At 71.5% G+C, this 25,650-nt stretch carries 23 protein-coding genes and 1 pseudogene; 3 read left to right on the plus strand and 21 right to left on the minus strand.

Annotated elements, in window-relative coordinates; all coding sequences use genetic code 11:
* The 19 genes and pseudogenes from ACIOGZ_RS33795 to ACIOGZ_RS33885 all read right to left on the minus strand — a co-directional run.
* Positions 1-245 (minus strand): annotated as a pseudogene (locus ACIOGZ_RS33795) (2-oxoglutarate ferredoxin oxidoreductase subunit alpha); the annotation flags it as partial.
* Between the two features lie 256 nt (positions 246-501).
* The gene (locus ACIOGZ_RS33800; RefSeq protein ID WP_363585065.1) at positions 502-1,164 is read right to left on the minus strand and encodes a response regulator transcription factor; all 663 of its coding nucleotides are present in this window, start codon (positions 1,162-1,164) and stop codon (positions 502-504) included.
* Between the two features lie 115 nt (positions 1,165-1,279).
* The gene (locus ACIOGZ_RS33805; protein WP_363585063.1) at positions 1,280-2,290 is read right to left on the minus strand and encodes a polyprenyl synthetase family protein; all 1,011 of its coding nucleotides are present in this window, start codon (positions 2,288-2,290) and stop codon (positions 1,280-1,282) included.
* 303 nt (positions 2,291-2,593) lie between these two features.
* On the minus strand, positions 2,594-4,216 hold the full coding sequence (gene nuoN / locus ACIOGZ_RS33810; protein WP_400988844.1) for an NADH-quinone oxidoreductase subunit NuoN: 1,623 nt from the start codon (positions 4,214-4,216) through the stop codon (positions 2,594-2,596).
* Positions 4,217-4,227: 11 nt separating this feature from the next.
* A complete protein-coding gene (locus ACIOGZ_RS33815; RefSeq protein WP_363632142.1) occupies positions 4,228-5,847 on the minus strand; it encodes an NADH-quinone oxidoreductase subunit M in 1,620 nt (539 codons plus the stop codon).
* Between the two features lie 34 nt (positions 5,848-5,881).
* Positions 5,882-7,777 (minus strand): NADH-quinone oxidoreductase subunit L, encoded by a 1,896-nt coding sequence (nuoL, locus tag ACIOGZ_RS33820; protein ID WP_363619160.1) that lies wholly within the window; start codon positions 7,775-7,777, stop codon positions 5,882-5,884.
* A gap of 13 nt (positions 7,778-7,790) precedes the next feature.
* Entirely contained in the window at positions 7,791-8,090 is a 300-nt protein-coding gene (gene nuoK, locus ACIOGZ_RS33825) for an NADH-quinone oxidoreductase subunit NuoK (RefSeq protein ID WP_363585058.1), read from the minus strand.
* The gene (locus ACIOGZ_RS33830) at positions 8,087-9,085 is read right to left on the minus strand and encodes an NADH-quinone oxidoreductase subunit J (protein ID WP_400988782.1); all 999 of its coding nucleotides are present in this window, start codon (positions 9,083-9,085) and stop codon (positions 8,087-8,089) included. The genes nuoK and ACIOGZ_RS33830 overlap by 4 nt, the downstream gene beginning before the upstream one ends.
* Complete coding sequence (gene nuoI / locus ACIOGZ_RS33835) at positions 9,082-9,684, minus strand: NADH-quinone oxidoreductase subunit NuoI (protein WP_363585056.1); 603 nt, start codon at positions 9,682-9,684, stop codon at positions 9,082-9,084. The genes ACIOGZ_RS33830 and nuoI overlap by 4 nt, the downstream gene beginning before the upstream one ends.
* Positions 9,685-9,690: 6 nt before the next feature.
* Complete coding sequence (gene nuoH / locus ACIOGZ_RS33840) at positions 9,691-11,019, minus strand: NADH-quinone oxidoreductase subunit NuoH (protein WP_363632139.1); 1,329 nt, start codon at positions 11,017-11,019, stop codon at positions 9,691-9,693.
* The gene (locus tag ACIOGZ_RS33845; RefSeq protein WP_363585052.1) at positions 11,016-13,559 is read right to left on the minus strand and encodes an NADH-quinone oxidoreductase subunit G; all 2,544 of its coding nucleotides are present in this window, start codon (positions 13,557-13,559) and stop codon (positions 11,016-11,018) included. The genes nuoH and ACIOGZ_RS33845 overlap by 4 nt, the downstream gene beginning before the upstream one ends.
* Positions 13,556-14,917 (minus strand): NADH-quinone oxidoreductase subunit NuoF, encoded by a 1,362-nt coding sequence (gene nuoF, locus ACIOGZ_RS33850; RefSeq protein ID WP_363585050.1) that lies wholly within the window; start codon positions 14,915-14,917, stop codon positions 13,556-13,558. Before nuoF ends, ACIOGZ_RS33845 begins: the two co-directional genes overlap by 4 nt.
* The gene (gene nuoE / locus ACIOGZ_RS33855) at positions 14,917-15,672 is read right to left on the minus strand and encodes an NADH-quinone oxidoreductase subunit NuoE (protein WP_363585048.1); all 756 of its coding nucleotides are present in this window, start codon (positions 15,670-15,672) and stop codon (positions 14,917-14,919) included. The genes nuoF and nuoE overlap by 1 nt, the downstream gene beginning before the upstream one ends.
* The gene (locus ACIOGZ_RS33860; RefSeq protein WP_363585047.1) at positions 15,669-17,045 is read right to left on the minus strand and encodes an NADH-quinone oxidoreductase subunit D; all 1,377 of its coding nucleotides are present in this window, start codon (positions 17,043-17,045) and stop codon (positions 15,669-15,671) included. Before ACIOGZ_RS33860 ends, nuoE begins: the two co-directional genes overlap by 4 nt.
* Positions 17,045-17,758, minus strand: coding sequence for an NADH-quinone oxidoreductase subunit C (locus ACIOGZ_RS33865; RefSeq protein ID WP_363585045.1), 714 nt, complete (start codon positions 17,756-17,758; stop codon positions 17,045-17,047). Before ACIOGZ_RS33865 ends, ACIOGZ_RS33860 begins: the two co-directional genes overlap by 1 nt.
* A complete protein-coding gene (locus ACIOGZ_RS33870) occupies positions 17,755-18,309 on the minus strand; it encodes an NADH-quinone oxidoreductase subunit B family protein (protein ID WP_063348147.1) in 555 nt (184 codons plus the stop codon). The genes ACIOGZ_RS33865 and ACIOGZ_RS33870 overlap by 4 nt, the downstream gene beginning before the upstream one ends.
* A 100-nt stretch (positions 18,310-18,409) precedes the next feature.
* Positions 18,410-18,769, minus strand: coding sequence for an NADH-quinone oxidoreductase subunit A (locus ACIOGZ_RS33875; protein WP_030060100.1), 360 nt, complete (start codon positions 18,767-18,769; stop codon positions 18,410-18,412).
* A gap of 549 nt (positions 18,770-19,318) precedes the next feature.
* Positions 19,319-20,389 (minus strand): DMT family transporter, encoded by a 1,071-nt coding sequence (locus ACIOGZ_RS33880; RefSeq protein WP_400988785.1) that lies wholly within the window; start codon positions 20,387-20,389, stop codon positions 19,319-19,321.
* A 230-nt stretch (positions 20,390-20,619) separates the two neighbouring features.
* Positions 20,620-21,285: a CatB-related O-acetyltransferase gene (locus ACIOGZ_RS33885; protein ID WP_363585041.1), complete on the minus strand. Its 666-nt coding sequence runs from the start codon at positions 21,283-21,285 to the stop codon at positions 20,620-20,622.
* Positions 21,286-21,379: 94 nt separating this feature from the next.
* Between ACIOGZ_RS33885 and ACIOGZ_RS33890 the strand changes: the two genes are divergently transcribed.
* The 3 genes from ACIOGZ_RS33890 to ACIOGZ_RS33900 all read left to right on the plus strand — a co-directional run bounded on the left by ACIOGZ_RS33890 (position 21,380) and on the right by ACIOGZ_RS33900 (position 23,388).
* Positions 21,380-22,144, plus strand: a complete 765-nt coding sequence (locus tag ACIOGZ_RS33890) for a TetR/AcrR family transcriptional regulator (RefSeq protein ID WP_400988787.1) — start codon at positions 21,380-21,382, stop codon at positions 22,142-22,144.
* An 85-nt stretch (positions 22,145-22,229) separates the two neighbouring features.
* On the plus strand, positions 22,230-22,928 hold the full coding sequence (locus ACIOGZ_RS33895) for a peptidylprolyl isomerase (RefSeq protein WP_363585037.1): 699 nt from the start codon (positions 22,230-22,232) through the stop codon (positions 22,926-22,928).
* 97 nt (positions 22,929-23,025) lie between these two features.
* Positions 23,026-23,388 carry a MazG-like family protein gene (locus tag ACIOGZ_RS33900; protein ID WP_363585035.1) on the plus strand — a complete coding sequence of 121 codons (363 nt, stop codon included), beginning with the start codon at positions 23,026-23,028 and terminating at the stop codon, positions 23,386-23,388.
* 54 nt (positions 23,389-23,442) lie between these two features.
* Here ACIOGZ_RS33900 and ACIOGZ_RS33905 read toward each other — a convergent pair whose 3' ends face one another.
* Both ACIOGZ_RS33905 and ACIOGZ_RS33910 read right to left on the minus strand, forming a co-directional pair.
* Positions 23,443-24,732 (minus strand): geranylgeranyl reductase family protein, encoded by a 1,290-nt coding sequence (locus ACIOGZ_RS33905; RefSeq protein ID WP_350877772.1) that lies wholly within the window; start codon positions 24,730-24,732, stop codon positions 23,443-23,445.
* A gap of 134 nt (positions 24,733-24,866) precedes the next feature.
* A complete protein-coding gene (locus ACIOGZ_RS33910; RefSeq protein ID WP_363585033.1) occupies positions 24,867-25,562 on the minus strand; it encodes a demethylmenaquinone methyltransferase in 696 nt (231 codons plus the stop codon).
* Positions 25,563-25,650 lie beyond the last annotated feature (88 nt).

Here is a 25,650-nt window from a genome sequence, read left to right on the forward strand (position 1 = left end):
AACGACGCCGTCTCCGAGGTGAACCGGTCACCGGTGAGCTGCATGCCGTCACCCGAGTCACCGGCGAAACGGATGATCACCCGGTCCAGTCGGCGGATCGGCTTGCCGTGCCTCGGCGGCGAACCTCCCGGGGCCGTTGGATCGGCGGGCACGGCCGCACCGGGGCGTCCGTCACCGTTCCCGGAACGACCACCGTCGCCGTCCGAGCCGTCCACTGCCTCTGACTGATCGACCTGACTGGTCACTGCCGCGGACCTCCTCGAGGGCACACCACCGCGGGCGCGGCCCCGTGCCCCGTCCGCTTGGTGCACCTCCCGCATCCTATGCGCGGGCACTTGATCCCGGACGGAACTCCCACGTGCGGCGGGAAAACACCGGCCCGCGCCCGTACCGCACACGGGGTACAACGTCCGGCCGCCGGAGATCATTCCGCGTCCGACGGCCGCCCCCCTGCCCCCCTACCCCCGAGCCGCCCCCCGAGCTGCCCGGCCGCCGGGACGGCTACGAGTTGAGGTAGGTGAGCACCGCCAGCACCCGGCGGTGGTCCTCCGGGCTCTGCGCCAGGCCCAGCTTCAGGAAGATGTTGCTGACGTGCTTCTCCACCGCGCCGTCCGAGACCACCAGCTGCTTGGCCACCGCGCTGTTGGTGCGGCCCTCCGCCATCAGCCCGAGCACCTCCCGCTCGCGCGGGGTGAGGTTGGCCAGCACGTCGCCCTTGCGGCTGCGGCTGAGGAGTTGCTGCACCACCTCCGGGTCCAGCGCGGTGCCGCCCTCGGCGACCCGGACCACCGCGTCCGCGAACTCGCGCACCTCCGCGACCCGGTCCTTCAGCAGGTAGCCGACGCCCCGGGTCGAACCGGCCAGCAGCTCGGAGGCGTACCGCTCCTCCACGAACTGCGACAGCACCAGCACGTTCAGCTCCGGGTAGCGCCCGCGCAGCTCGACGCAGGCGCGCAGGCCCTCGTCGGTGTGGCTCGGCGGCATCCGCACGTCGGAGACCACGACGTCCGGCAGTTGCCCGGCCGCGGCCAGGTCGTGGATGGTCTTCACCAGCGCGGCGCCGTCCCCGACACCCGCCACGACCTCCAGGCCCCGGTCGGTGAGCAGCCGGGTCAGGCCCTCCCGCAGCAGTACGGAGTCCTCGGCTATGACGACGCGGCGCATGGTGACCTTCCCGGCAGGGCAGAGCTGACAGGGGCCAGTCTCCCCCATCCGGGTGAACACCCGGCCCGCCGTCCGCGGATCCGCCGGTCAGGGGCTGCCGCCCGCCGCGCCCCGGTCACATGGTCCGGATCGCCACCGCGTCGCAGAGCCCCTCCAGGGCCGCCTTCGCCGCGCAGTCCGGCAGCGGGGCGAGCAGCGCCCGGGCGTCCTCGGCCTGGCGCAGCGTCTCCCGGCGGGCGCGCTCCAGCGCGGGGTGGCGGCGCAGCAGCCGCAGCGCCTCGGCGTGCAGCTCGTCGTCGGCGAGGTCCAGGGTGAGCAGTTCGCGCAGCCGGGTGTCGGCCGGGTCGGCGGGGTCAGCCGGCATCTGCTCCAGCAGCAGGGTCGGCAGGGTCGGCACGCCCTCGCGCAGGTCGGTGCCGGGGGTCTTGCCGGACTCCTGGCCGTCGCTGGCGATGTCCAGCACGTCGTCGGCCAGCTGGAAGGCGATGCCGATCCGCTCGCCGAACTCGCTGAGGGTGTCCACCATCCACGGCTCGGCGCCGGCCATCAGCGCTCCTATCCGGCAGGAGACCGCGATCAGCGAACCGGTCTTGCCGGCCAGCACGTCGAGGTAGTGCAGCAGCGGGTCGCCGTCCGGGCCGGGGCCGCGGGTCTCCAGGATCTGGCCGGTGACCAGCCGCTCGAAGGCGTCGGCCTGCATCCGCACCGCCTCGGGGCCGAGGTCGGCGAGCACCTGGGAGGCGCGGGAGAACAGGAAGTCGCCGGTGAGGATGGCCACCGAGTTGTCCCAGCGGGAGTTGGCGCTGGGGGCGCCGCGGCGCACCGGGGCCTCGTCCATGACGTCGTCGTGGTACAGGGTCGCCAGGTGGGTGAGTTCGACGACGACGGCCGCCGGCACCACACCGGGCGCCCCCGGGTCGCCGAACTGCGCCGCCAGCAGCAGCAGCAGCGGACGGAAGCGCTTGCCGCCGGCCTCGATGAGGTGACTGGCGGTGATGGTGATGAACGGGACGTCGCTCTTGACGGCCTCGGCGAGCGCCGTCTCCACCGCGTCCAGTCCGGCCTGAACGTCCCGGGTCAGGTCGCGGTCCTGCACGCTGAGCCCGAAGGGTCCCACGACGGTCACGAAGACCACTCCTCTGTCCCTGGTCGATCTAGCGGCCTGGTCCCTGAGTGCCGCCGCTGGCCATACAGGCAGGGTATCCGGTCACGAGTGGATCACTGCACGGGCGTGCGGATCCTGTCATGATCGGGCCGGATGCCCTGGTCAGGGCGGCTGTGGGGGCAGTACTGCGGTGGGGGCGAATTCAGCTGGAAAACACGGGCCGGAGCCCCTCCGCCGGCGGGCCGGCGGCAAACGCGCGTCCGGACCGCGCGCCGAGGGCGCGGCCCGGACGGGCCCGGGGCGGCGGCGCCGCCCCGGTGGCGGTCAGCGGACGAACAGCGCGGCCTTCGACGCCAGGTCCAGGAAGTACTGCGGCAGCAGGCCGAGACCCAGCGTGACCAGCACCCCCACCCCGATCGCGGTCGCCGTGAAGGCGCTCGGGATCGCCACCGTCGGGCCGCCCGGCTTCGGGTCGGAGAAGAACATCAGCACGATGACCCGGATGTAGAAGAACGCGGCCACCGCCGAACTCAGCACACCGACGATCACCAGCGGCGTCGCCCCGCCGGCCGCCGCCGCCTGGAACACCGCGAACTTCCCGGTGAACCCGGAGGTCAGCGGGATCCCGGCGAAGGCCAGCAGGAACAGTGCGAACACCGCCGCCACCAGCGGCGAGCGCCGGCCCAGCCCGGCCCAGCTGGACAGGTGGGTCGCCTCGCCCTTGGAGTCGCGCACCAGGGTGACCACGGCGAACGCGCCGAGCGTCACGAAGGAGTACGACAGCAGGTAGAACAGCACCGAGGACAGGCCCTGCTTGTTGGTGGCGATCACGCCCGTGAGGATGAACCCGGCGTGCGCGATCGAGGAGTACGCCAGCAGCCGCTTGACGTCCTGCTGGGTGACCGCCAGCACCGCGCCCACCACCATGGTGAGGATCGCCACCCCCCACAGCACCGGCCGCCAGTCCAGCCGCAGGCCCGGGAAGGCCACGTAGAACAGCCGCAGGAACGCCCCGAAGGCCGCGACCTTCGTCGCCGCCGCCATGAAGCCGGTCACCGGGGTCGGCGCGCCCTGGTACACGTCCGGGGTCCAGGAGTGGAACGGCACCGCGCCGACCTTGAACAGCAGGCCGACCGCGAGCATCGCCAGGCCGATCAGCAGCAGCGCGTCACTCTGGGTGCTGCTCAGCTGCGCCGGGGTGGTCATCGCCTTGCCGGAGATCACGTCCGAGATGTCGCCGAGCTTCACGCTGCCCGCGTAGCCGTACAGCAGCGCGGTGCCGAACAGGAAGAACGCCGAGGCGAAGGCGCCCAGCAGGAAGTACTTGACGGCCGCCTCCTGGGAGAGCAGCCGGCGGCGCCGGGCCAGCGCGCAGAGCAGGTACAGCGGGAGGGAGAAGACCTCCAGCGCCACGAACATCGTCAGCAGGTCGTTGGCCGCGGGGAACAGCAGCATCCCGCCGACCGCGAACATGGTGAGCGGGAAGACCTCGCTGGTGGCGAAGCCGGCCCGGACCGCGGCCCGCTCCTGCTCGCCGCCGGGGGTGGCGGCGGCCTGGGCCGCGAAGGCGTCGGCGGGCAGGCCGCCCGCCTTGGGCTCCAGCTTCCGTTCGGCGTAGGTGAGCACCGCGACGACGGCGGCCAGCAGGATCACGCCCTGCAGGAACAGCGCCGGGCCGTCCAGCGCGACGGACTCCATGGCCAGCAGGTCGACCCGGGTGGAGCCGAAGCCCTGGGAGGCCAGCACCACCACGGCGACGAAGGAGCCGATCAGCCCGGCCAGGGCGAGCGACACCTGCGTCCAGTGCCGGTGCCGGCGGGGCACGAAGGCCTCCACCAGGATGCCGGCCACGGCGGCGCCGAACACCACCAGCATCGGGGAGAGCTGGCCGTACTCCAGGTGCGGCGCCGGGATGCTGGCGGTGTTGCCGCCGGCGGCGGCGAGCATGCCGGTGGTGCTCACTTCTGCTCACCTCCTGAGGTGGCGGCGACCGGGTGGGCCGGCGCCGGGTCGGTCTCGTGGACCTGCGAGAGCGTCGCGTTCACCGAGGGGTTGACCAGGTCGGTGAGCGGCTTGGGGTAGACGCCGAGCAGGATGGTCAGCGCCACCAGCGGGGCGACCACGGCCAGTTCGCGGACCTTGAGGTCGGGCATCCCGCCGACGCCGGCCTTCACCGGGCCGGTCATGGTGCGCTGGTACAGCAGCAGGGCGTACAGCGCGGCCAGCACGATGCCGAAGGTCGCCACGATGCCGATCGCCGGGTAGCGGGTGAACGTGCCCACCAGCACCAGGAACTCGCTGACGAACGGGGCCAGCCCGGGCAGCGACAGGGTGGCCAGACCGCCGATCAGGAACGTCCCGGCGAGCACCGGGGCGACCTTCTGCACCCCGCCGTAGTCGGCGATCAGCCGCGAGCCGCGGCGGGAGATCAGGAAGCCCGCCACCAGCATCCACGCGGCGGTGGAGATGCCGTGGTTGACCATGTAGAGGGTGGCGCCGCTCTGGCCCTGGCTGGTCAGCGCGAAGATGCCCATGATGATGAAGCCGAAGTGCGAGATCGACGCGTAGGCGACCAGCCGCTTGATGTCCTTCTGACCGACCGCCAGCAGCGCGCCGTAGATGATCCCGATCACCGACAGGACCAGGATCACCGGGGCGAAGGTCTTCGAGGCGTGCGGGAACAGCCCGAGGCAGAAGCGCAGCATCGCGAAGGTGCCGACCTTGTCCACCACGGCGGTGATCAGCACGGCGGTGCCGGCGGTGGCCTCGCCCATCGCGTTCGGCAGCCAGGTGTGCAGCGGCCACAGCGGGGCCTTCACCGCGAAGGCGAAGAAGAAGCCCAGGAACAGCGCCTTCTCGGCGGTGCCGGACAGCTGGAGCTTGCCGTCGGCGATCGCCGAGGTGAGGGTCTGGAGGTCGAAGGTGCCGAAGCCCTGGTCCTGCGCGATCACGTACAGGCCGATCACGGCGGCCAGCATCACCAGGCCGCCGAGCAGGTTGTAGAGCAGGAACTTCACGGCCGCGTACGAGCGCTGGCGCGCCGCGTCGGGGCCGCCGGCCCGGTCGCCGAAGCCGCCGATCAGGAAGTACATCGGGATCAGCATGGCTTCGAAGAACACGTAGAAGAGGAAGACGTCGGTGGCGTAGAAGGAGACGACCACCATCGCCTCCACCGCCAGGATCAGGGCGAAGAAGCCCTGGGTGCGGCGCCTGCCCTCAAAGGTGCCGTCGGGAGAGGCAGGCCCCGGGTCGGCGTCGTGCCAGGAGGCCAGCATCACCACCGGCACCAGGACGGCGGTGAGCAGGGCGAGGACGGCGCCGATGCCGTCCACGCCGAGCGAGAAGGTGATGCCGAAGGAGCGGATCCAGCTGTACGACTCGGTCAGCTGGTAGCGATCGCCGTGCGGGTCGAAGCGGGTCGCCACCACGGCGGCCAGCACCAGGGTGACGACCGAGACGCCCAGGGCGACGGCCTTGGTGGTCGAGCGGCGGCGCTCGGTCGACCCGGCGGGCAGGGCGGCGGTCAGCACCGCGCCGGCCGCCGGGACGGCACAGGTGGCGGTCAGCAACGCGCTCATGGCCGCACCCCCCACGTGGAATCTGCGCGAGTCATCAGACGGACCTCATCAGGAGAGTCGTGGCGACCAGCACCAGCGTGCCGCCGAACATGGAGAGCGCGTACGAGCGGACGAAGCCGTTCTGGACCCGCCGCAGCCGACTGGACACGCCGCCGATGGTGGCGGCCAGGCCGTTGACGAAGCCGTCCAGACCGCGGCTGTCGAAGTAGACCAGCGTCGCGGTGAGCGCCGAGCCCGGGCGGACCAGGACGGCGTGGTTGAAGTCGTCCTGGAGCAGGTCGCGGCGGGCGGCCCGGGTGAGCGGGGAGCCGACCGGCGGCACCACGGGGACGGCGGAGCGCCCGTACATCAGGTACGAGACGAGGACGCCGGCCAGCATGCAGGCCGTGGTGAGCACGGTGACCACCAGCGGGGCGAGCGGCGAGTTGCCCTCGGAGTGTCCGGTGACCGGCTCCAGCCAGGTCAGGAACGAGTCGTTGAAGGCGAACAGCCCGCCCGCGAAGACCGAGCCGAAGGCCAGCAGGACCATCGGGATGGTCATGGTCTTCGGCGACTCGTGCGGGTGCGGGGCGTTGCCCTCCGCGTCCGGCTGCCAGCGCTTCTCGCCGAAGAAGGTCAGCAGCATCACCCGGGTCATGTAGAACGCGGTGACGGCGGCACCGGTCAGCGCGCACAGGCCGAGGATCCAGCCCTCGGTGCCGCCCTTGGCGAAGGCCGCCTCGATGATCTTGTCCTTGGAGAAGAAGCCGGACAGGCCGGGGAAGCCGATGATCGCCAGGTAGCCGAGGCCGAAGGTGACGAAGGTGACCGGCATGTACTTGCGCAGGCCGCCGTAGTGACGCATGTTCACCTCGTCGTTCATGCCGTGCATGACCGACCCGGCGCCGAGGAACAGCCCGGCCTTGAAGAAGCCGTGCGTCACCAGGTGCATGATCGCGAAGGCGTAGCCGATCGGGCCGAGCCCGGCCGCCAGCACCATGTAGCCGATCTGCGACATCGTCGACCCGGCCAGCGCCTTCTTGATGTCGTCCTTCGCGCAACCGACGATCGCACCGAACAGCAGCGTGACCGCGCCGACCACCACCACGGCGGTCTGCGCGTCCGGCGCCAGGTCGAAGATCGCCGACGAGCGGGTGATCAGGTAGACGCCGGCGGTCACCATGGTGGCCGCGTGGATCAGCGCCGACACCGGGGTCGGGCCCTCCATCGCGTCGCCCAGCCAGGACTGCAGCGGCACCTGCGCCGACTTGCCGCAGGCCGCCAGCAGCAGCATCAGGCCGATCGCCGTCAGCTTGCCCTCGCTCGCCTGCGCCGCCCCACCGAAGACCGGTTCGAAGGCGAAGGAGCCGAACTCGGTGAACATCAGCATGATCGCGATCGACAGGCCCAGGTCACCGACCCGGTTGACGATGAACGCCTTCTTCGCCGCCGTCGCCGCGCTCGGCTTGTGCTGCCAGAAGCCGATCAGCAGGTACGAGGCGAGGCCCACGCCCTCCCAACCGAAGTACAGCAGCAGGTAGTTGTCGGCGACCACCAGCAGCAGCATGGCGGCCAGGAACAGGTTCAGGTACGCGAAGAAGCGGCGCCGGCGCTCGTCGTGCGCCATGTAGCCCACCGAGTACAGGTGGATCAGCGTGCCGACGCCGGTGATCAGCAGGACGAAGGTCATCGACAACTGGTCGAGCCGGAACGACATGTCGGCCTGGAACCCGTTCACCGGGATCCAGCTGAACAGGTGCTCGGTGACGGCCCGGTGCTCGGCCTCGCGGCCCAGCATGTCCCGGAACAGCGCCAGGCCGAAGCCGAACGAGAGCGCCGCGAGGGCGGTGGCCAGCCAGTGGCCGAAGCGGTCCAGCGCGCGGCCGCCGAGCAGGAGCAGGGCGGCGCCGGCCAGCGGGGCCGCCACCAGCAGCGGAATGAGAGAGTTCACCGAGGCCCTCCGCCTACAGCTTCATCAGATTGCTGTCGTCGACCGAAGCGGAGTGCCTAGTCCGGAAGATGGAGACGATGATGGCGAGGCCGACCACGACCTCGGCCGCCGCGACCACCATCGTGAAGAACGCGATGATCTGGCCGTCCAGGGTGCCGTGCAGCCGGGAGAAGGTCACCAGGGCGAGGTTCGAGGCGTTCAGCATCAGCTCCACGCACATGAACAGCACGATCGCGTTGCGCCGGATCAGCACTCCGGCCGCGCCGATGGTGAACAACAGGGCCGCGAGGTACAGGTAGTTGGCCGGGTTCACTCCGATCCCTCCTCGTCGGCGCGGCCGTTCAGGCCGTCCTTGCCGTTCAAGCCGTCCTTGCCGTTCGAACCGCCGTTGCCGTTCAGACCGTTCGGACCGCCGTTGCCGTCCTTGCCGTTCACCGACGCCGGCACCGACGCCGGCACCGGCTCCAGGGACTTGCGCGGTCCGGCGACCGCCGGCCGCTCGGACGACGGCCGGCCCAGCCAGTCCGCCGTGGTGTTCTCCAGCTCGGCCATCCGCCGCAGCATCTCCTGGCTGACGTCCCGGACCTGGCCGCGCTCGCGCAGCGTCGCCATCACCGAGTCCTCGGCGATCGTGCCGTCCGGCAGCAGCGCCGGAACGTCCACCGCGTTGTGCCGCGCGTACACGCCCGGCGCCGGCAGCGGCGGCAGCTGGAGGTTGTCCACGACCCGCTGGGCGGCCAGCTCGCGCTGCGTCTTCGGCGCCTTCACGTGCTCGCGGTGGGTCAGCACCATCGCACCGATCGCCGCGGTGATCAGCAGCGCGCCGGTGACCTCGAACGCCCACACGTACCGGGTGAAGATCAGCCGGGCCAGGCCCGGCACGTTGCCCTCGGCGTTCGCCTCGGACAGGCCGGTGAAGTGGTCCAGCCGCGCGTTGGCGATCCCGGCGATCAGCAGCACGCCGAAGCCCAGCCCGCACAGCACCGCGGCGAACCGCTGGCCCTTCAGCTGCTCCTTCAGGGAGTCCTCGCTGGTGACGCCGACCAGCATCACCACGAACAGGAACAGCATCATGATCGCGCCGGTGTAGACGACGATCTGCACCACGCCCAGGAACACCGCGCCCTGCGCCATGTAACAGACCGCCAGCGCCATCATCGTGGCCGCCAGGCACAGCGCGCTGTGCACGGCCTTGCGCATCAGCACCATGCCGAGCGCGCCGCCGACCGCGATCACCGCGAGCACCCAGAACTGGACGGCCTCCCCGACGGAGGTCGTCCCGGTCGCGGCCAGGTTGAGGGAGGTCACTGCTGGACCTCCCGCTCCCGGTCGGTGCGCTCCTGCTGAACCGTCCCGGGCGCCGCCGCGGTGATCTCGCCCCGGTAGTACGCGCCCTCGTCGGCGCCCGGGAAGATCGCGTGCGGGGCGTCCACCATGCCCTCGGACAGGCCGACCAGCAGCTGCTCCTTGGTGAAGATCAGGTCCCGGCGCGAGGAGTCGGCCAGCTCGTACTCGTTGGTCATGGTGAGCGCGCGGGTCGGGCAGGCCTCGATGCACAGCCCGCACAGGATGCAGCGGGCGTAGTTGATCTGGTAGACCGCGCCGTAGCGCTCGCCCGGCGAGTAGCGCTCCTCCTCCCGGTTGTCCGCGCCCTCCACGTAGATGGCGTCGGCCGGACAGGCCCACGCGCACAGCTCGCAGCCGACGCACTTCTCCAGGCCGTCCGGGTGCCGGTTCAGCTGGTGGCGGCCGTGGAAGCGCGGAGCGGTGGGCTTCTTCTGCTCCGGGTACTGCTCGGTGAGCCGCTTCTTGAACATGGCCTTGAAGGTCACGCCGAAGCCGGCGGCCGGGCCGAGGATCGACGGCTTGTCGGGCCGCTCGGCCCGCTCCGTCTGGTCGGACGACATCTCGGTTCAGCTCCCTTCGGTATGGTCGGCCCCGTTGAGGGCGTCCTGGAGTTGCTTCGGGGCCCGGCTGCGCCGGCGCGGCACCGGCGGGAGCTCCTGTCCGGGCAGCGGGGGCACCGGGTATCCGCCCGCCATCGGGTCGAACTCCCCCTTCGGCAGGGCGGGTTCGGGCTCGGGCTCCTTCTTCAGGAAGTCCCGCAGCAGGGCGAGCAGCAGGATCGCCCCGACCGGCGCGCCGACGTACAGCACCACCTCGCCGAAGCCGTAGCCCTCGTTGCGCAGCGCCCGCACGCTCGCGATCAGCACCAGCCACACCAGCGAGACCGGGATCAGCACCTTCCAGCCCAGCTTCATGAACTGGTCGTAGCGGAACCGGGGCAGCGTGCCGCGCAGCCAGATGAAGAAGAACAGCAGCAGCTGGATCTTCAGCGTGATCCACAGCATCGGCCACCAGCCGTGGTTGGCGCCCTCCCAGAAGGTCGACACCGGCCACGGGGCCCGCCAGCCGCCCAGGAACAGGGTGGAGGCCACCGCCGAGACGGTCACCATGTTGACGTACTCGGCCAGCATGAACATCGCGAACTTCAGCGAGGAGTACTCGGTGTTGAAACCGCCGACCAGCTCGCCCTCGGCCTCCGGGAGGTCGAACGGCGCCCGGTTGGTCTCCCCCACCATCGCGATGATGTACACGATGAACGACACCGGCAGCAGCGCCGCGAACCAGGTCGGCTGCTGGTGCGCCACGATCTCCGAGGTCGACATCGACCCCGAGTAGATGAACACCGCCGCGAAGGACAGGCCCATCGCGATCTCGTAGCTGACCATCTGCGCGGCCGAGCGCAGCCCGCCCAGCAGCGGGTACGTCGAACCGGACGACCAGCCGGCCAGCACGATGCCGTAGATGCCGATCGAGGCCGTCGCCAGGATGTACAGCAGCGCCACCGGGAAGTCGGTCAGCTGCATCGCCGTCCGGGTGCCGAAGATCGACACCTCGTTGCCGGCCGGCCCGAACGGGATCACCGCGAAGGCCATGAACGCCGGGACGGCGCAGACGATCGGGGCCAGGATGTAGACCACCTTGTCCGCGCCCTTGACCACCAGGTCTTCCTTGAGCGCGAGCTTCACGCCGTCCGCCAGGGACTGCAGCATCCCCCACGGCCCGTGCCGGTTCGGCCCGATGCGCAGCTGCATCCAGGCCACCACCTTGCGCTCCCAGACGATCGCGATCAGCACCGTCAGGACCAGGAAGCCGAAGCAGAACACCGCCTTCAGCAGCACCAGCCACCACGGGTCCTGCCCGAAGAAGTGGAGCGTCTCGTACGGCTGCGGAGTCATCGCTCCTCCCCTTCGCTGCCCGCGTCGCCCGCCGCGGCCTCGGCCCTCGCGGCCGGCTCGGGGGCGGCCACGGCGATCGTGACCAGATGGCCGACGGTGGTGCCGAGCGCGCGGTGGGCGCCGCCCGGCGTGGAGTTGAGCGGGATCCAGACCGTGCGGTCCGGGATCGAGTCGGTGACCTCCAGCGGCAGGGTCAGCGAGCCGGCCGGGCCGGTCAGCCGCAGCGCCCCGCCCGCCCCACCCGCCTCGGCGCCGGCCTCCGGCGCACCGACCTCCTTCGCGGTGGCCGGCGAGACCCGGGCCACCGCCCGGTGCCGGGTGCCCGCCAGGTGCGGATCACCCTGCTGCAACGTGCCGTTGTCCAGCAGCTGGCGCCAACCCGCCAGCACCGCCTGGCCGGTGGCCGGGCGGGGCAGCACGCCGGGATGCGCGGCCGGGTCCGCGGACCGGTCACCCGTCCACGGGGTGAAGTGGTCCAGCTCCAGCCGGGCCGCCCGGACGTCCGGCAGGCCCAGCCGGTGGCCCAGCGCCTCCGCCAGCATGGTCAGCACCCGCAGGTCCGGGTACAGGTGGCGGCCCATCTGCTGATCGGGCTTGAGCGCCGCCTCGAACATCCGCAGCCGGCCCTCCCAGTCCAGGAAGGCGCCGGCCTTCTCCGCCACCGCCGCCACCGGCAGCACCACGTCCGCGCGCGCCGTCACCGCGGAGGGCCGCAGCTCCAGCGACACCACGAACGGCACCGCCGCCAGCGCCGCGTCGGCCAGCGCCGGATCCGGCAGGTCGTCCGGGTCGACGCCGCCGACCAGCAGCGCGTCCAGCTCGCCGTGCGCCGCGGCCGTCAGGATCTGCTCGGTGTCCCGGCCCGGCCGGGACGGCAGCTCCGCCACCCCCCACACCCCGGCGGCCTCCGCCCGGGCGGCCGGAGCCGCCACCGGACGGCCGCCGGGCAGCAGCCCCGGTAGCAGGCCCGCCTCGACCGCACCGCGCTCACCCGCCCGGCGCGGCACCCACGCCAGCCGGGCGCCGGTCGCGTGCGCCAGGCGCAGCACCGCCGTCAGCGCGCCCGGGGCGGCGGCCAGCCGCTCGCCCACCAGGATCACCGCGCCCGGGCCGCGCAGCAGCTCGGCGGCCCGCCCGGCCTCGTCGTTCAGCGGCTCGTCGGCGGCCAGCGCGGCGAACCACTCCGCCTCCGTGCCCGGGGCGGCCGGCAGCAGCGCGCCGCGCAGCTTGGCCAGGCCCCGGGAGGCGAACGCCGCCACCGAGTACACCTTCAGGCCCCGGTCGCGGCTGGCCTTGCGCAGCCGCAGGAAGACGATCGGCGACTCCTCCTCCGGCTCGAAACCCGCCAGCAGCACCGCCGGCGCCTGCTCCAGCTGCTCGTAGGTCAGGCCCTCGCCGTCCACGTCCACCCCGCGCCCGGCGACGGCGGCGGCCAGGAAGTCCGCCTCCTCGCCGCTGTGCGGGCGGGCCCGGAAGTCCACGTCGTTGGTGCCGAGCACCACCCGCGCGAACTTCCCGTACGCGTAGGCGTCCTCGACGGTGACCCGGCCGCCGGTCAGCACCCCGACGCGGGCGCCGCGCAGTCCCTCGGCGGCCCGGGCCAGCGCCTCCGGCCAGGAGGCGGGCACCAGCTCGCCGTCCACCCGCACCAGCGGGGTGGCGATCCGGTCCCGCTGCTGGGCGTAGCGGAACGCGAACCGGCCCTTGTCGCAGTTCCACTCCTCGTTGACCGCCGGGTCCTCGCCCGCCAGCCGGCGCAGCACCTTGCCGCGCCGGTGGTCGGTGCGCTGGGCGCAGCCCGAGGAGCAGTGCTCGCACACGCTCGGCGAGGAGACCAGGTCGAACGGGCGGGAGCGGAAGCGGTACGCCGCCGAGGTCAGGGCGCCCACCGGGCAGATCTGGATGGTGTTCCCGGAGAAGTACGAGTCGAGCGGCTCGTCGTCCCCGGTGCCGACCTGCTGGAGCGCGCCGCGTTCCAGCAGGTCGATGAACGGGTCCCCGGCGATCTGCTGCGAGAAGCGGGTGCAGCGCGCGCACAGCACGCAGCGCTCCCGGTCCAGCAGCACCTGGGTGCTGAGCGGGATCGGCTTCTCGTAGGTGCGCTTCATCCCCTCGAAGCGGGTGTCGGCGTCACCCGTGGACATCGCCTGGTTCTGCAGCGGGCACTCGCCGCCCTTGTCGCAGACCGGGCAGTCCAGCGGGTGGTTGATCAGCAGCAGCTCCATCACGCCGCGCTGCGCCTTCTCGGCCACCGGTGAACTCACCTGGGTGCGCACCACCATGCCCTCGGCGACCGGGATGGTGCAGGAGGCGACGGGCTTGCGCTGGCCCTCGATCTCGACGATGCACTGCCGGCAGGCGCCGGCCGGGTCGAGCAGCGGGTGGTCGCAGAAGCGCGGGATCTGGGTGCCGATCCGTTCGGCGGCCCGGATCACCAACGTCCCCTTGGGGACCTGCACTTCGACGCCGTCGATGGTGAGCGTGACCAGCTCGACCGCGGCCTTGTCGCCCGTGGAGGTGGATGGCTCTGTGATCGTCACGCGTGCACCTCCCTTTCGGTGGCGGACTGGTGGCCGGGGCGGGGGCCGTCGGCCCAGACGGTGGAGGCGGCCGGGTCGAACGGGCAGCGGCGCTCGGCCAGGTGCTGCTCGTACTCGGCCCGGAAGTGCTGGAGGGAGGAGACGATCGGGCTCGCGGCGCCGTCGCCCAGTGCGCAGAAGGACTTGCCGTTGATGTTGTCGGCGATGTCGAGGAGCTTCTCCAGGTCCCCGTCGACGCCCGCGCCCGCCTCGATCCGCTTGAGCAACTGGACCAGCCAGTAGGTGCCCTCGCGGCAGGGGGTGCACTTGCCGCAGGACTCGTGGGCGTAGAACTCGGTCCAGCGGGTGACCGCACGCACCACGCAGGTGGTCTCGTCGAAGACCTGCAGCGCCTTGGTGCCGAGCATCGAACCGGCCGCGCCGACACCCTCGTAGTCCAGCGGGACGTCCAGGTGCTCGTCGGTGAACATCGGGGTGGACGAGCCGCCCGGGGTCCAGAACTTGAGCCGGTGCCCGGGGCGGACGCCGCCGCTCATGTCCAGCAGCTGGCGCAGCGTGATGCCCAGCGGCGCCTCGTACTGGCCGGGGTTGGTGACGTGGCCGGAGAGCGAGTACAGCGTGAAGCCGGGGGACTTTTCGGTGCCCAGGCCCTTGAACCACTCCTTGCCGCGGGCCAGGATCGGCGGCACCGAGGCGATCGACTCGACGTTGTTGACCACCGTCGGGCAGGCGTACAGGCCGGCGATCGCCGGGAACGGCGGCCGCAGCCGGGGCTGGCCGCGGCGGCCCTCCAGCGAGTCCAGCAGTGCCGTCTCCTCGCCGCAGATGTAGGCGCCGGCTCCGGCGTGCACGGTGATGTCGAGGTCGACGCCCGAGCCGAGGATGTCCCGGCCGAGCAGCCCGGCCTGGTACGCCTCGGCGACGGCCGCGTGCAGGCGGCGCAGCACCGGGACGACCTCGCCGCGCAGGTAGATGAACGCGTGGTCGCAGCGGATCGCGTAGGAGGCGATGATCATGCCCTCGATCAGCGCGTGCGGGTTGGCGAACAGCAGCGGGATGTCCTTGCAGGTGCCCGGCTCGGACTCGTCCGCGTTGACCACCAGGTAGTGCGGCTTGCCGTCGTTCTGCGGGATGAACTGCCACTTCATCCCGGTGGGGAAGCCGGCACCGCCGCGACCGCGCAGCCCGGAGTCCTTCACCAGGGCGATCACGTCGTCCGGCGGCATCGCCAGGGCCGCCTTGAGGCCGTCGTAGCCGTGGTGGCGGCGGTAGGTGGCCAGCGTCCAGGGCCGTTCGTCGTCCCAGGAGGCGGACAGGACGGGGGTGAGCAGCTTCTCGGCCGGCTCGGCGGCGGTCATCACGCTTCCGTCCCTTCGTGGCCGGTGCCCTCGTGGCGGGGCGCGACGACCTTGGTGCCGCCGGTGCCGGGCAGCGCCTCGCCCTTGGCCAGGCGCAGGCCGGCCAGCGAGGGCGCGCCGCCCGCGCCGGACTCGTCGTTGGCACCCGGGCGCTCGTCGGGGAAGCCCGCCAGGATCCGGGCGGACTCCTTGAAGGTGCACAGCCGGGCGCCGCGGGTCGGCCGGACCTCCCGGCCCGCGCGCAGGTCGTCGACCAGCCGCTTGGCGCTCTCCGGGGTCTGGTCGTCGAAGAACTCCCAGTTGACCATCACCACGGGCGCGTAGTCGCAGGCCGCGTTGCACTCGATGTGCTCGATCGAGATCTCGCCGTCCCCGGTGGTCTCGTTGTTGCGCACGCCGAGGTGCTGCTGGAGCTCGTCGAAGATCTGGTCGCCGCCGAGCACCGCGCACAGGGTGTTGGTGCAGACCCCGACGTGGTACTTCCCGGCCGGGCGCCGCCGGTACATGGTGTAGAAGGTGGCGACGGCGGTGACCTCGGCGGTGGTGAGGTCCAGCTGCTCGGCGCAGAACCGGATGCCGGTCGGGCTGACGAAGCCCTCCTCGGCCTGCACCAGGTGCAGCAGCGGCAGCAGCGCCGACCGGGCCTGCGGGTAGCGGCCGATCAGCTCCGCGGCGTCGGCGGCAAGCCGGGCGTGCACCTCCTCGGGGTACGGTGTGGCCGGCAGCGCCGGCATCCCCAACTGGACGTCTGTCACCGGTCCACGCCTCCCATCACCGGGTCGATCCCGGCCACCGCGACGATCACGTCGGCGACCTGGCCGCCCTCGCACATCGCCGCCATCGTCTGCAGATTGGTGAACGACGGATCCCGGAAATGGACCCGGTACGGGCGCGTCCCGCCGTCGCTGACCACGTGCACGCCCAGCTCGCCCTTGGGCGACTCGACCGCCGCGTACGCCTGGCCGACCGGGACCCTGAAGCCCTCGGTGACCAGCTTGAAGTGGTGGATCAGGGCCTCCATCGAGGTGCCCATGATCTTGCGGATGTGGTCGAGCGAGTTGCCCATCCCGTCCGGGCCGACGGCGAGTTGGGCGGGCCAGGCGATCTTCTTGTCGGCCACCATCACCGGGCCCGGCCGCAGCCGGTCCAGGCACTGCTCGACGATCCCCAGCGACTGCCGCATCTCCTCCAGGCGGATCAGGAAGCGGCCGTAGGAGTCGGCGCTGTCCGCGATCGCGACCTCGAAGTCGTAGTCCTGGTAGCCGCAGTACGGGTCGGTCTTGCGCAGGTCGTGCGGCAGGCCGGTGGCGCGCAGGATCGGGCCGGTGGCGCCGAGGGCCAGGCAGCCGGGCAGGTCGAGGAAGCCGACGTCGACCAGGCGCGCCTTGAACACCGGGTTCCCGGTGGCGAGTTTGTCGTACTCGTGCATCCGGGAGCGCAGGGTCTTCACGCATTCGCGGATCTGGTCGACGGCGCCGGGCGGGAGGTCCTGGGCGAGGCCGCCGGGGCGCACGTACGCGTGGTTCATGCGCAGGCCGGTGACCAGCTCGAAGACGTCCAGGATCAGCTCGCGGTCGCGGAAGCCGTAGATCATCAGGGTGGTGGAGCCGATCTCCATGCCACCGGTGGCCAGGCAGACCAGGTGCGAGGCGATCCGGTTGAGCTCCATCATCAGCACCCGGATCACGCTGACCCGGTCCGGGATGTCGTCGGTGATGCCGAGCAGCTTCTCGACGGCCAGGCAGTACGCGGTCTCGTTGAACAGCGGGGTCAGGTAGTCCATCCGGGTCACGAAGGTGGTGCCCTGGACCCAGTTGCGGAACTCCATGTTCTTCTCGATGCCGGTGTGGAGGTAGCCGATGCCGCAGCGGGCCTCCTTCACCGTCTCGCCGTCGATCTCCAGGATCAGCCGCAGCACGCCGTGGGTGGACGGGTGCTGGGGGCCCATGTTGACGATGATGCGCTCGTCGTCGGCCCGGCCGACCGCCTCGACCACCTCGCCCCAGTCGCCTCCGGTGACCGTGAAGACCCGGCCCTCGGTGGTCTCCCGGGCCTCTGCCTGCTCGGTCTCCTCGTGGGGTCGAGTCTCTTCGTCGTGCCGAGCATCTTCGTGGTGCCGAGTACTCATCAGCTGTACGACCTCCGCTGGTCGGGAGCCGGGATCTGGGCGCCCTTGTACTCGACGGGGATGCCGCCGAGCGGGTAGTCCTTGCGCTGCGGGTGGCCCAGCCAGTCGTCCGGCATCATGATCCGGGTGAGCGCCGGGTGGCCTTCGAAGACCAGGCCGAAGAAGTCGTAGGCCTCGCGCTCGTGCCAGTCGTTGGTCGGGTAGACGCTCACCACGGAGGGGATGCGCGGGTCGGCGTCCGGCGCGGTGACCTCCACCCGGATCAGCCGTCCGTGGGTGATCGACCGCAGGTGGTAGACCGCGTGCAGCTCGCGGCCCTTGTCGTCGGGGTAGTGCACGCCGCTCACGCCCAGGCACAGTTCGAAGCGCAGCGCCGGGTCGTCGCGCAGGGTGCGGGCGGTCCGGAGCAGGTGGGCGCGGTCGATGTGGAAGGTGAGCTCGCCGCGGTCGACGACGGTCTTCTCGATCACCTCGACCGGGTCCAGGCCCTGCTCCTCCAGGGCGCCCTCCAGCTCGTCGGCGACCTCGTCGAACCAGCCGCCGTACGGCCGTTCGCTCGGGCCGGGCAGCACGATCGGCGCGGCCAGGCCGCCGAAGCCGGAGGTGTCGCCGCTGTCCTGGGCACCGAACATGCCCTGCCGGCGGCCGACCACCTCGACCGGGATCTCGCGGACCGGGTGCTCGCGACGGGTCTCGGGTAGCTGCTCGTTCATCGCAGCAGCCCCCGCATCTCGCTGACCGGGGTGGCCTTGAGGGCGAGCGCCTCGCCCAGTTCCTCGGCCCGGATCCGGTTCGCGCCCAGCGGCTCGTGCTGGATCTTGTCGTGCAGCTTCAGGATGGCGTCCATCAGCATCTCCGGGCGGGGCGGGCAACCGGGCAGGTAGATGTCCACCGGGACGATGTGGTCGACGCCCTGCACGATCGCGTAGTTGTTGAACATCCCGCCCGAGGAGGCGCAGACGCCCATCGAGATGACCCACTTCGGGTTGGCCATCTGGTCGTACACCTGGCGCAGCACCGGGGCCATCTTCTGGCTCACCCGACCCGCCACGATCATCAGATCGGCCTGCCGGGGGGAACCCCGGAACACCTCCATGCCGAACCGGGCCAGGTCGTAGCGGCCGGCGCCGGTGGTCATCATCTCGATCGCGCAGCAGGCCAGACCGAAGGTGGCCGGGAAGAGTGACGCCTTGCGCACCCAACCGGCGGCCGTCTCCACGGTCGTGAGCAGAAAGCCGCTCGGCAGCTTCTCCTCGATTCCCATCAGATCCCTCTCAATGCCCTCAAGAAGCCCTCAAGTCCTGTGGTACGTCGGCCCGTTCGGGCTTGTCCGCTCGTTCACAAAGGCGGCGGCCACCCCGCGCTCAGTCCCACTCCAGGCCGCCGCGGCGCCACACGTAGGCGTAGGCGACGAAGACCGTGGCGATGAACAGGAGCATCTCGACCAACCCGAAGATCCCCAGGGCGTCGAAGGTCACCGCCCAGGGATAGAGAAAGACGATCTCGATGTCGAAGACGATGAAGAGCATCGCCGTCAGGTAGTACTTGATCGGGAACCGACCGCCGCCCACGGGCTGCGGGGTCGGCTCGATGCCGCACTCGTACGCCTCCAACTTGGCCCGGTTGTAGCGCTTGGGGCCGGTGAGTGAGGCCATCACGACGGAGCCGACCGCGAACGCCGCCGCGATGGCACCGAGTACGAGGATCGGCGCGTAGGCATTCATAGCCCCCGCTCCCTCCGTCCAGTCGTCCTTGACTGCAGATCGGAACCGGCAGGTCACGCTGAGGTGAACCCGCGTTCCGGTTCCCGGGATCCACCTCATGTGAGGCAGTTCACAAAGCCTGGAACGAGCGCATCCTATGCCCGTCGGCTTGTGATCTGCGACACGCAGTTCAACGTCATCTTTGTGATCTACGCCACGATGGGAATCGTGCCGAATATGAACATGCCCAGAGTTGTCAACACAAAGAAGTCAAATGGTCACAACCAGTCGCATTTACTTGTGAAGCGGCTGGTCAGAGCCGCGCTCCTATATCAACTATGCGTCGACGGGAGCAAATTTCGAGGCGTCATGTTGACGTGTTATAGCGGCTCACCCTGAGGGGTGGCGGGGGACCGAACGCTCGCTTGACCCTTCGTTCACAAGCGTGCGAAACGGTCCTCGGGGCCCTCCCCCTCCCGCCGCCCGCCGCCCGGTACGCCGAGCACCAGCCGGGCTGGGGCACGGTCTACGCCCGTCGGACGCTGAGTCGCCGGTGACCACCACAGCGGATCACACCGGGGCCGGCTCCGGGCCCCGCTCCCCGACCCCGGTCGCGGACTCGGCGACAACAGATCCAGCGGCCTCGGACTCGACGGCCTCGGACTCGACGGCTTCGGACTCAACGGCTTCGGTCTCAACGGCTTCGGTCTCCCCGCGCCGGACGGGAGCGGGAGCGGGGACGGAGGCGGGAGCGGTGCGGCGGCCCCACTCGGTGGCGACCATGACCAGGGCTCCGCCGACCAGGGCGAGCGGACCCATCCGGTTCCCGGCGATGGTGATGCCGAAGACGGCGGCCCACAGCGGTTCGGTGCCGAGCAACAGACTCACCCGGGACGGCGAGGTGGCGCGGACAGCCCACATCTGAACGAAGAAGGCGAACAGCGTGCACAACAGGGACAGGTGCAGCAACCAGGCCCACTGGCCGGGCCCGTACGAGCGGGCGACGGCCCACGGCGACGGCCCTACGGCTGGCGCGACGGACGCGAACACGGCTGTCGCGACGGCGAGTTGGACCCAGGTCAGGGCCAGCATGTCGGTTCCGCGGACGGCGCGGGCGCGGGCCGTCGCCAGGACGAAGGCCGAGCGAACCAGGGCGGCGCCCAGCACCAGCAGGTCGCCGAGCGAAGGCGGGCGCAGCCCGCCGTCCCCGGTGAGCAGCGCGACGCCGAGCACGGCCAGCGCGGCGGCCGCGAGGAAGGCGCGCGGCGGCGCCGTCCGGCTGAGGACGCTCTCGCCGAGCGGGGTGAGCACCATCGCGAGGCTGATGATCAGCCCGGCATTGGTGGCGGAGGTGTGCACGGCACCGTACGTCTCCAGCAGGAAGATCCCGCTGAGCACCAGCCCCAGTGCGCCGCCGCCCAGCCACTCGGCGCGGCTCAGCCTCCGTAGCGCCGGCCAGGCGACCATCCCGAGCAGCGGCAGCACCAGCCCGAACCGCAGGACCAGCATCGCCACGGCCGTCCCGGGCTCCGCCACCCGCTGGACGGCGAGGAAGCTCGACCCCCACACCACCGCCACCAGGAGAACCGGCAGGTCACGAAGGGCCGATGAGGACGAAGACACGGACAGGGAGGCGCGCATGAGTCAGATCCCTCCGAGCGAACGGAACCGGCGGGGCGCGAGTACCGTACGGCGTCGGACGGACCCTGGAGCTGGGCGAAGGGCGCAGCTATCGACGGGGCGGAGCATGGAGCAGGGGGACGCCATCCTCCCGCACCGGCCCACCCGTGATCAACGCCCTGCCGCAGCTCACTGGATCTCCGGAGGGCTCCAGCGCCCCCGGGGCCGACGTCCTTCCCAGGCCCGGCAGGTCAGCGGGCGAGCAGGCCGTTCGCCGCGGCGATCTCCTCGATGTCGGCCGGGGTCCCGGACATGATGGCGCGGACGTGCTCGGTGACGAGCTCGACCGGCCAGTTCCACCAGGCCGCACGGAGCAGTCGCTCGACGTCGGCGCCCTCGAAGCGGCGCCGGATCGGGCGGGCGGGGTTGCCGCCGACGATGGTGTAGGGCTCGACGTCGGCGGTGACCATCGCACCGGCCGCGATGATCGCGCCGTCGCCGATCCGGACGCCGGGCAGGACAGTGGCGCCGAAGCCGAACCAGACGTCGTTGCCGATCACGGTGTCGCCCCGGCTGGGCAGGCCGGTGACGAGGTCGAGGGTCCGCTCGGTCCACTCGCCGCCGAACATCGTGAACGGGAAGGTGGACACGCCGATGGTCGGGTGGGCGGCGCCGGCCATCAGGAAGCGGGCCCCGGTGGCGATCGCGCAGTACTTTCCGATCACCAGCCGCTCGGGTCCGTAGGCGTAGAGGACGTTGCGCTCCTCGAAGCGGGTGGCCCCTTCGGGGTCGTCGAAGTAGGTGTACTCGCCGACCTCGATCCGCGGGTCGGTGACGAGCGGGCGCAGCAGGACGACCCGGTCGTGGCCAGCGAGCGGGTGCAGGGCAGTGGGGTCGGGAATGGCGGTGGCGGTCACACAGACTCCTCTCGTAACGCGACCAAGGTCGCATTACGATGAGCATGGCACGGCCGCCACACCACAGCAAGCCTTAACGCGACTGGAGTCGACTTTGAACGAGAACGCCCCGGAGCCGACCCACCCCGCGACGACCCACCCCGCCACCACCGCACACCCCGCGACGACCGCCCCCGCCACCACCGCGCAGCCCGCGACGACCCACCTCGAAACGACCCACCCCGAGCCCCGCACCCCGACCCCGCGCCCCGGCGGTCGCAGCGCCCGGGTCCGGGAGGGGGTGGTCGCCGCCACGCTCGCCGAGGTCGCCGAGAAGGGGTACGACGGCCTCACCGTCGAGGCGGTCGCGAGCCGCTCCGGCGTCCACAAGGCGACGCTGTACCGGCGGTGGGGCGGAGTGGACGGCCTGGTCGCGGACGCCCTGACCGCCTCGGCCGACCAGCCCTGGCCGCTGCCCGACACCGGCGACCTCCGCGAGGACCTGCGGCTGATCACCCGGGAGGTGTTCACCGTCTTCACCGATCCCGACCTGGGGGCCACCCCCACCGCGCTGATCTTCGCCGCCCAGCGCTCCGACACCGGCGCGACCGCCCTGCGCGCCTTCTTCGCCTCCCGCCACCGCCAGGCCGCCGAGGTCGCCGAACGAGCCGTCGCCCGGGGCGAGTTGCCCACCGGAACGGACGGCGCCGAGGTGGTCCGGGCCGCCACCGCCCCGCTCTACTACCGGCTGTTCGTCACCGGCGAGCCGCTGGACGCCCACACCGCCGAGCGGGCCGCCGACGCCGCCGCGCTGGCCGCCCGCGCCGGGCTGTTCACCTCCGCACCCCGGGCCAACCCCGTTCCCCCGGAGCCCTCCTGACCCTCCACCCGCCCGACGGGGCCTGAAACCCAACGGCCCCTACCGACCTCTACCGGATCGCCGCCCCGGCGTGGATGATGGCGCCATGCCAACCCCGCCGTCCACCACCCTCCGGAAGGCCCGTCACGTGAAGCGCGCACCCTGGGCCCTGCTCGCCGTCGCCACCGTCCTCCCGCTCACGGCGAGCACCGGCACCGCCGTCGCGGACACCCCGCCGCCCGCGCCCGCCTGCGCCTACACGCCCGCGGTGCCGGCCGACAACTTCAAGGGCATCCCCGTCTTCGACGCCAAGAAGGCCGCCCAGCCCTACCGCGCCACCCTGCGCACCAGCCAGGGCGCGATCACCTTCCAGGCGCTGACCGACAAGGCGCCCTGCACCACCTTCTCGTTCCGCTTCCTCGCCGAGCACGACTACTTCGACCGCAGCCACTGCCACCGCCTCACCACCCAGCGGCTCTACGTCCTGCAGTGCGGCGACCCGACCGGAACGGGCAGCGGCGGGCCCGGCTACTCCTTCCCGGACGAGAACCTGACCGGCGCCACCTACCCGGCCGGCACCGTGGCGATGGCCAACGCCGGTCCGAACACCAACGGCAGCCAGTTCTTCTTCGTCTGGAAGGACACCAAGCTCTCCCCCGCCTACACCCCGTTCGGCCGGATCACGGCGGGCCTGGACGTCCTGCAGAAGATCGCCGCGGGCGGCGAGGACGACCAGAACAACCCCGGCGACGGCTTCCCCACCCTCCCCGTGAACATCCGCCACGTGAAGATCAGCACCCGCTGACCGGGAGCCCGCCCCTCACCCCCCACGCCGTTCCTGTGCGTCCGCAGCGCCTCCCGTACGGTGGCAGCACCAACGACACCGCACGGGAGCAGCGCGCATGGACAGCCGGATCTGGGAGAGCGTGGACCACCTCGTCGCGTGGCTCGACGAGCAGGGCACGCAGTCGCCCCGGGAGGAGCGCCTGCTGCGGATCCTCAAGCTCTCCGAGGAGGTCGGCGAGGTCGGCGCCGCGGTGATCGGCGCCACCGGCCAGAACCCGCGCAAGGGCGTCACCCACAGCTGGGAGGACGTCCAGCACGAGCTCTGCGACGTCGTCTTCACCGCCCTCGTCGCCCTCCGGACGCTCACCCCCGACGCGGCCCGGGTCTTCGCCGACCGCCTCGCCTACGTCGAACAGCGCTCCGCCGCCTCCCGCCGCCCGGCGGACGGGGAGCGGAAGACGGCAGAGGAGACGCCCTGAGGTCCTGGAAGGGACCGGGGGGACCGAGGGGGCCGGGAGAAGGCCCCGGGCCCGCTACGCGTTGGGCGCGACCTTCGCGAGGCCGTTGATGATGCGGTCCATCGCGTCGCCGCCCTGCGGGTCGGTGAGGTTGGCGAGCATCTTGAGGGTGAAGCGCATCAGCATCGGGTGGGTGAGGCCGCGCTGGGTGGCGAGCTGCATCACCTTGGGGTTGCCGATGAGCTTCACGAAGGCGCGGCCCATCGTGTAGTAGCCGCCGTAGACGTCCTTGAGGACGCGCGGGTAGCCCTGCAGAGCGCGCTCGCGCCCGGTCTCGGTGACCCGGGCGTGGGCCTGGACGATGACGCCGGCGGCGATCTGGCCGGATTCCATCGCGTAGGCGATGCCCTCGCCGTTGAACGGGTTGACCATGCCGCCCGCGTCGCCGACGAGCAGCAGGCCGCGGGTGTAGTGCGGCTGCCGGTTGAAGGCCATCGGCAGCGCGGCGCCGCGGATCGGGTCGGTCATGTTCTCGGGGGTGTAGCCCCACTCCTCCGGCATGCCGGCGCACCAGGCCTTGAGCACCTCGCGCCAGTCGAGTTCGCCGAACGCGGGCGAGGAGTTGAGGATGCCGAGGCCGACGTTGGAGGTGCCGTCGCCCATGCCGAAGACCCAGCCGTACCCGGGCAGCTGCTTGCGCTGGCCGCCGCGGGTGTCCCACAGCTCCAGCCAGGACTCCAGGTAGTCGTCGTCGTGGCGCGGCGAGGTGAAGTACGTCCGGTAGGCGACGCCCATCGGGCGGTCCTCGCGGCGGTGCAGGCCCATGGCGAGCGAGAGCCGGGTGGAGTTGCCGTCGGCGGCGACCACCAGCGGGGCGCGGAAGGTGACCGGCCGCTTCTCGTCGCCGAGCTTGGCGGTGACGCCGACGATCCGGCCGGTGCGCTCGTCCAGGACGGGCCCGCTGACGTTGCAGCGCTCGTAGAGCCGGGCGCCGGCCTTCTCGGCCTGACGGACCAGCAGCTCGTCGAAGTCGGCGCGCTTGCGGACCAGGCCGTAGTCGGGGAAGGCGGACAGCTCGGGCCAGTCCAGCTCCAGCCGGACGCCGCCGCCGATGATGCGCAGGCCCTTGTTGTGCAGCCAGCCGTTCTCGGTGGAGACGTCGATGCCCATGTCCACCAGCTGCTTGGTGGCGCGGGGGGTGAGGCCGTCGCCGCAGACCTTCTCGCGCGGGAACGCGGTCTTCTCCAGCAGCAGCACGTCCAGCCCGGCCTGGGCGAGGTAGTACGCGGTGGTGGACCCGGCCGGACCCGCGCCGACCACGATGACGTCGGCCGTGCTCTCGACCGGGCTGTCCGGCTTCGTCAGATCGGCTGCGGTCTCGGACACGGTGGACACTCTCCTGGAGCTGCGGCTGTGGGGACGGCGGCTTCTGTCTCCGGCAGTCTAGTTCCGTCCCCGCCGCCGGAAACGACCACGCCCCCACCCCGCCGGTGCAACGGCTACCCGAGCTTGTACGCCCGGTGCAGCGCGACGATGCCGCCGGTGAGGTTGCGCCAGGCGACCTTGGACCAGCCGCTCTCCTGCAGCCGGGCCGCCAGCTCGGGCTGGTCGGGCCAGGAGCGGATGGACTCGGCGAGGTACACGTACGCGTCCGGGTTGCTGCTGACCGCGGTGGCGACCGGCGGCAGGGCGCGCATCAGGTACTCGGTGTAGACCGTCCGGAACGGCGTCCAGGTCGGGGTGGAGAACTCGCAGATCACCAGCTTGCCGCCGGGCTTGGTGACGCGCTGCATCTCGCGCAGCGCCGCGTCGGTGTCCTGGACGTTGCGCAGCGCGAAGGAGATCGTCACCGAGTCGAAGGTGCCGTCCGCGAACGGCAGCCGGGTGGCGTCGCCGGCGGTGAGCGGCAGCTCGGGGTGGCGGCGCTTGCCCTCGACGAGCATGCCGACGGAGAAGTCGCACGGGACGACCTGCGCGCCGGCCTCGGCGAAGGGCAGCGAGGAGGTGCCGGTGCCGGCTCCGAGGTCGAGCACGAGGTCCCCCGGTCCGGCGTCCACCGCCTCGGCCACCGCCCGGCGCCAGGCGCGGGCCTGGCCGAGGGACAGCACGTCGTTGGTGCGGTCGTACTTGGCCGCGACGTCGTCGAACATGGCGGCGACTTCGTGCGGCTGCTTGTCCAGAGAGGCTCGGGTCACGCCCCCATTGTTCACCCTGGCGCCGACACCCCGACCAACGGGGCACGCCGCGGGGCGTCCGCACCCGCCGCACGGGCCCCGCCGCACG

It is taken from the genome of Kitasatospora sp. NPDC088160, assembly GCF_044741445.1.
Taxonomy (GTDB): Bacteria; Actinomycetota; Actinomycetes; order Streptomycetales; family Streptomycetaceae; genus Kitasatospora.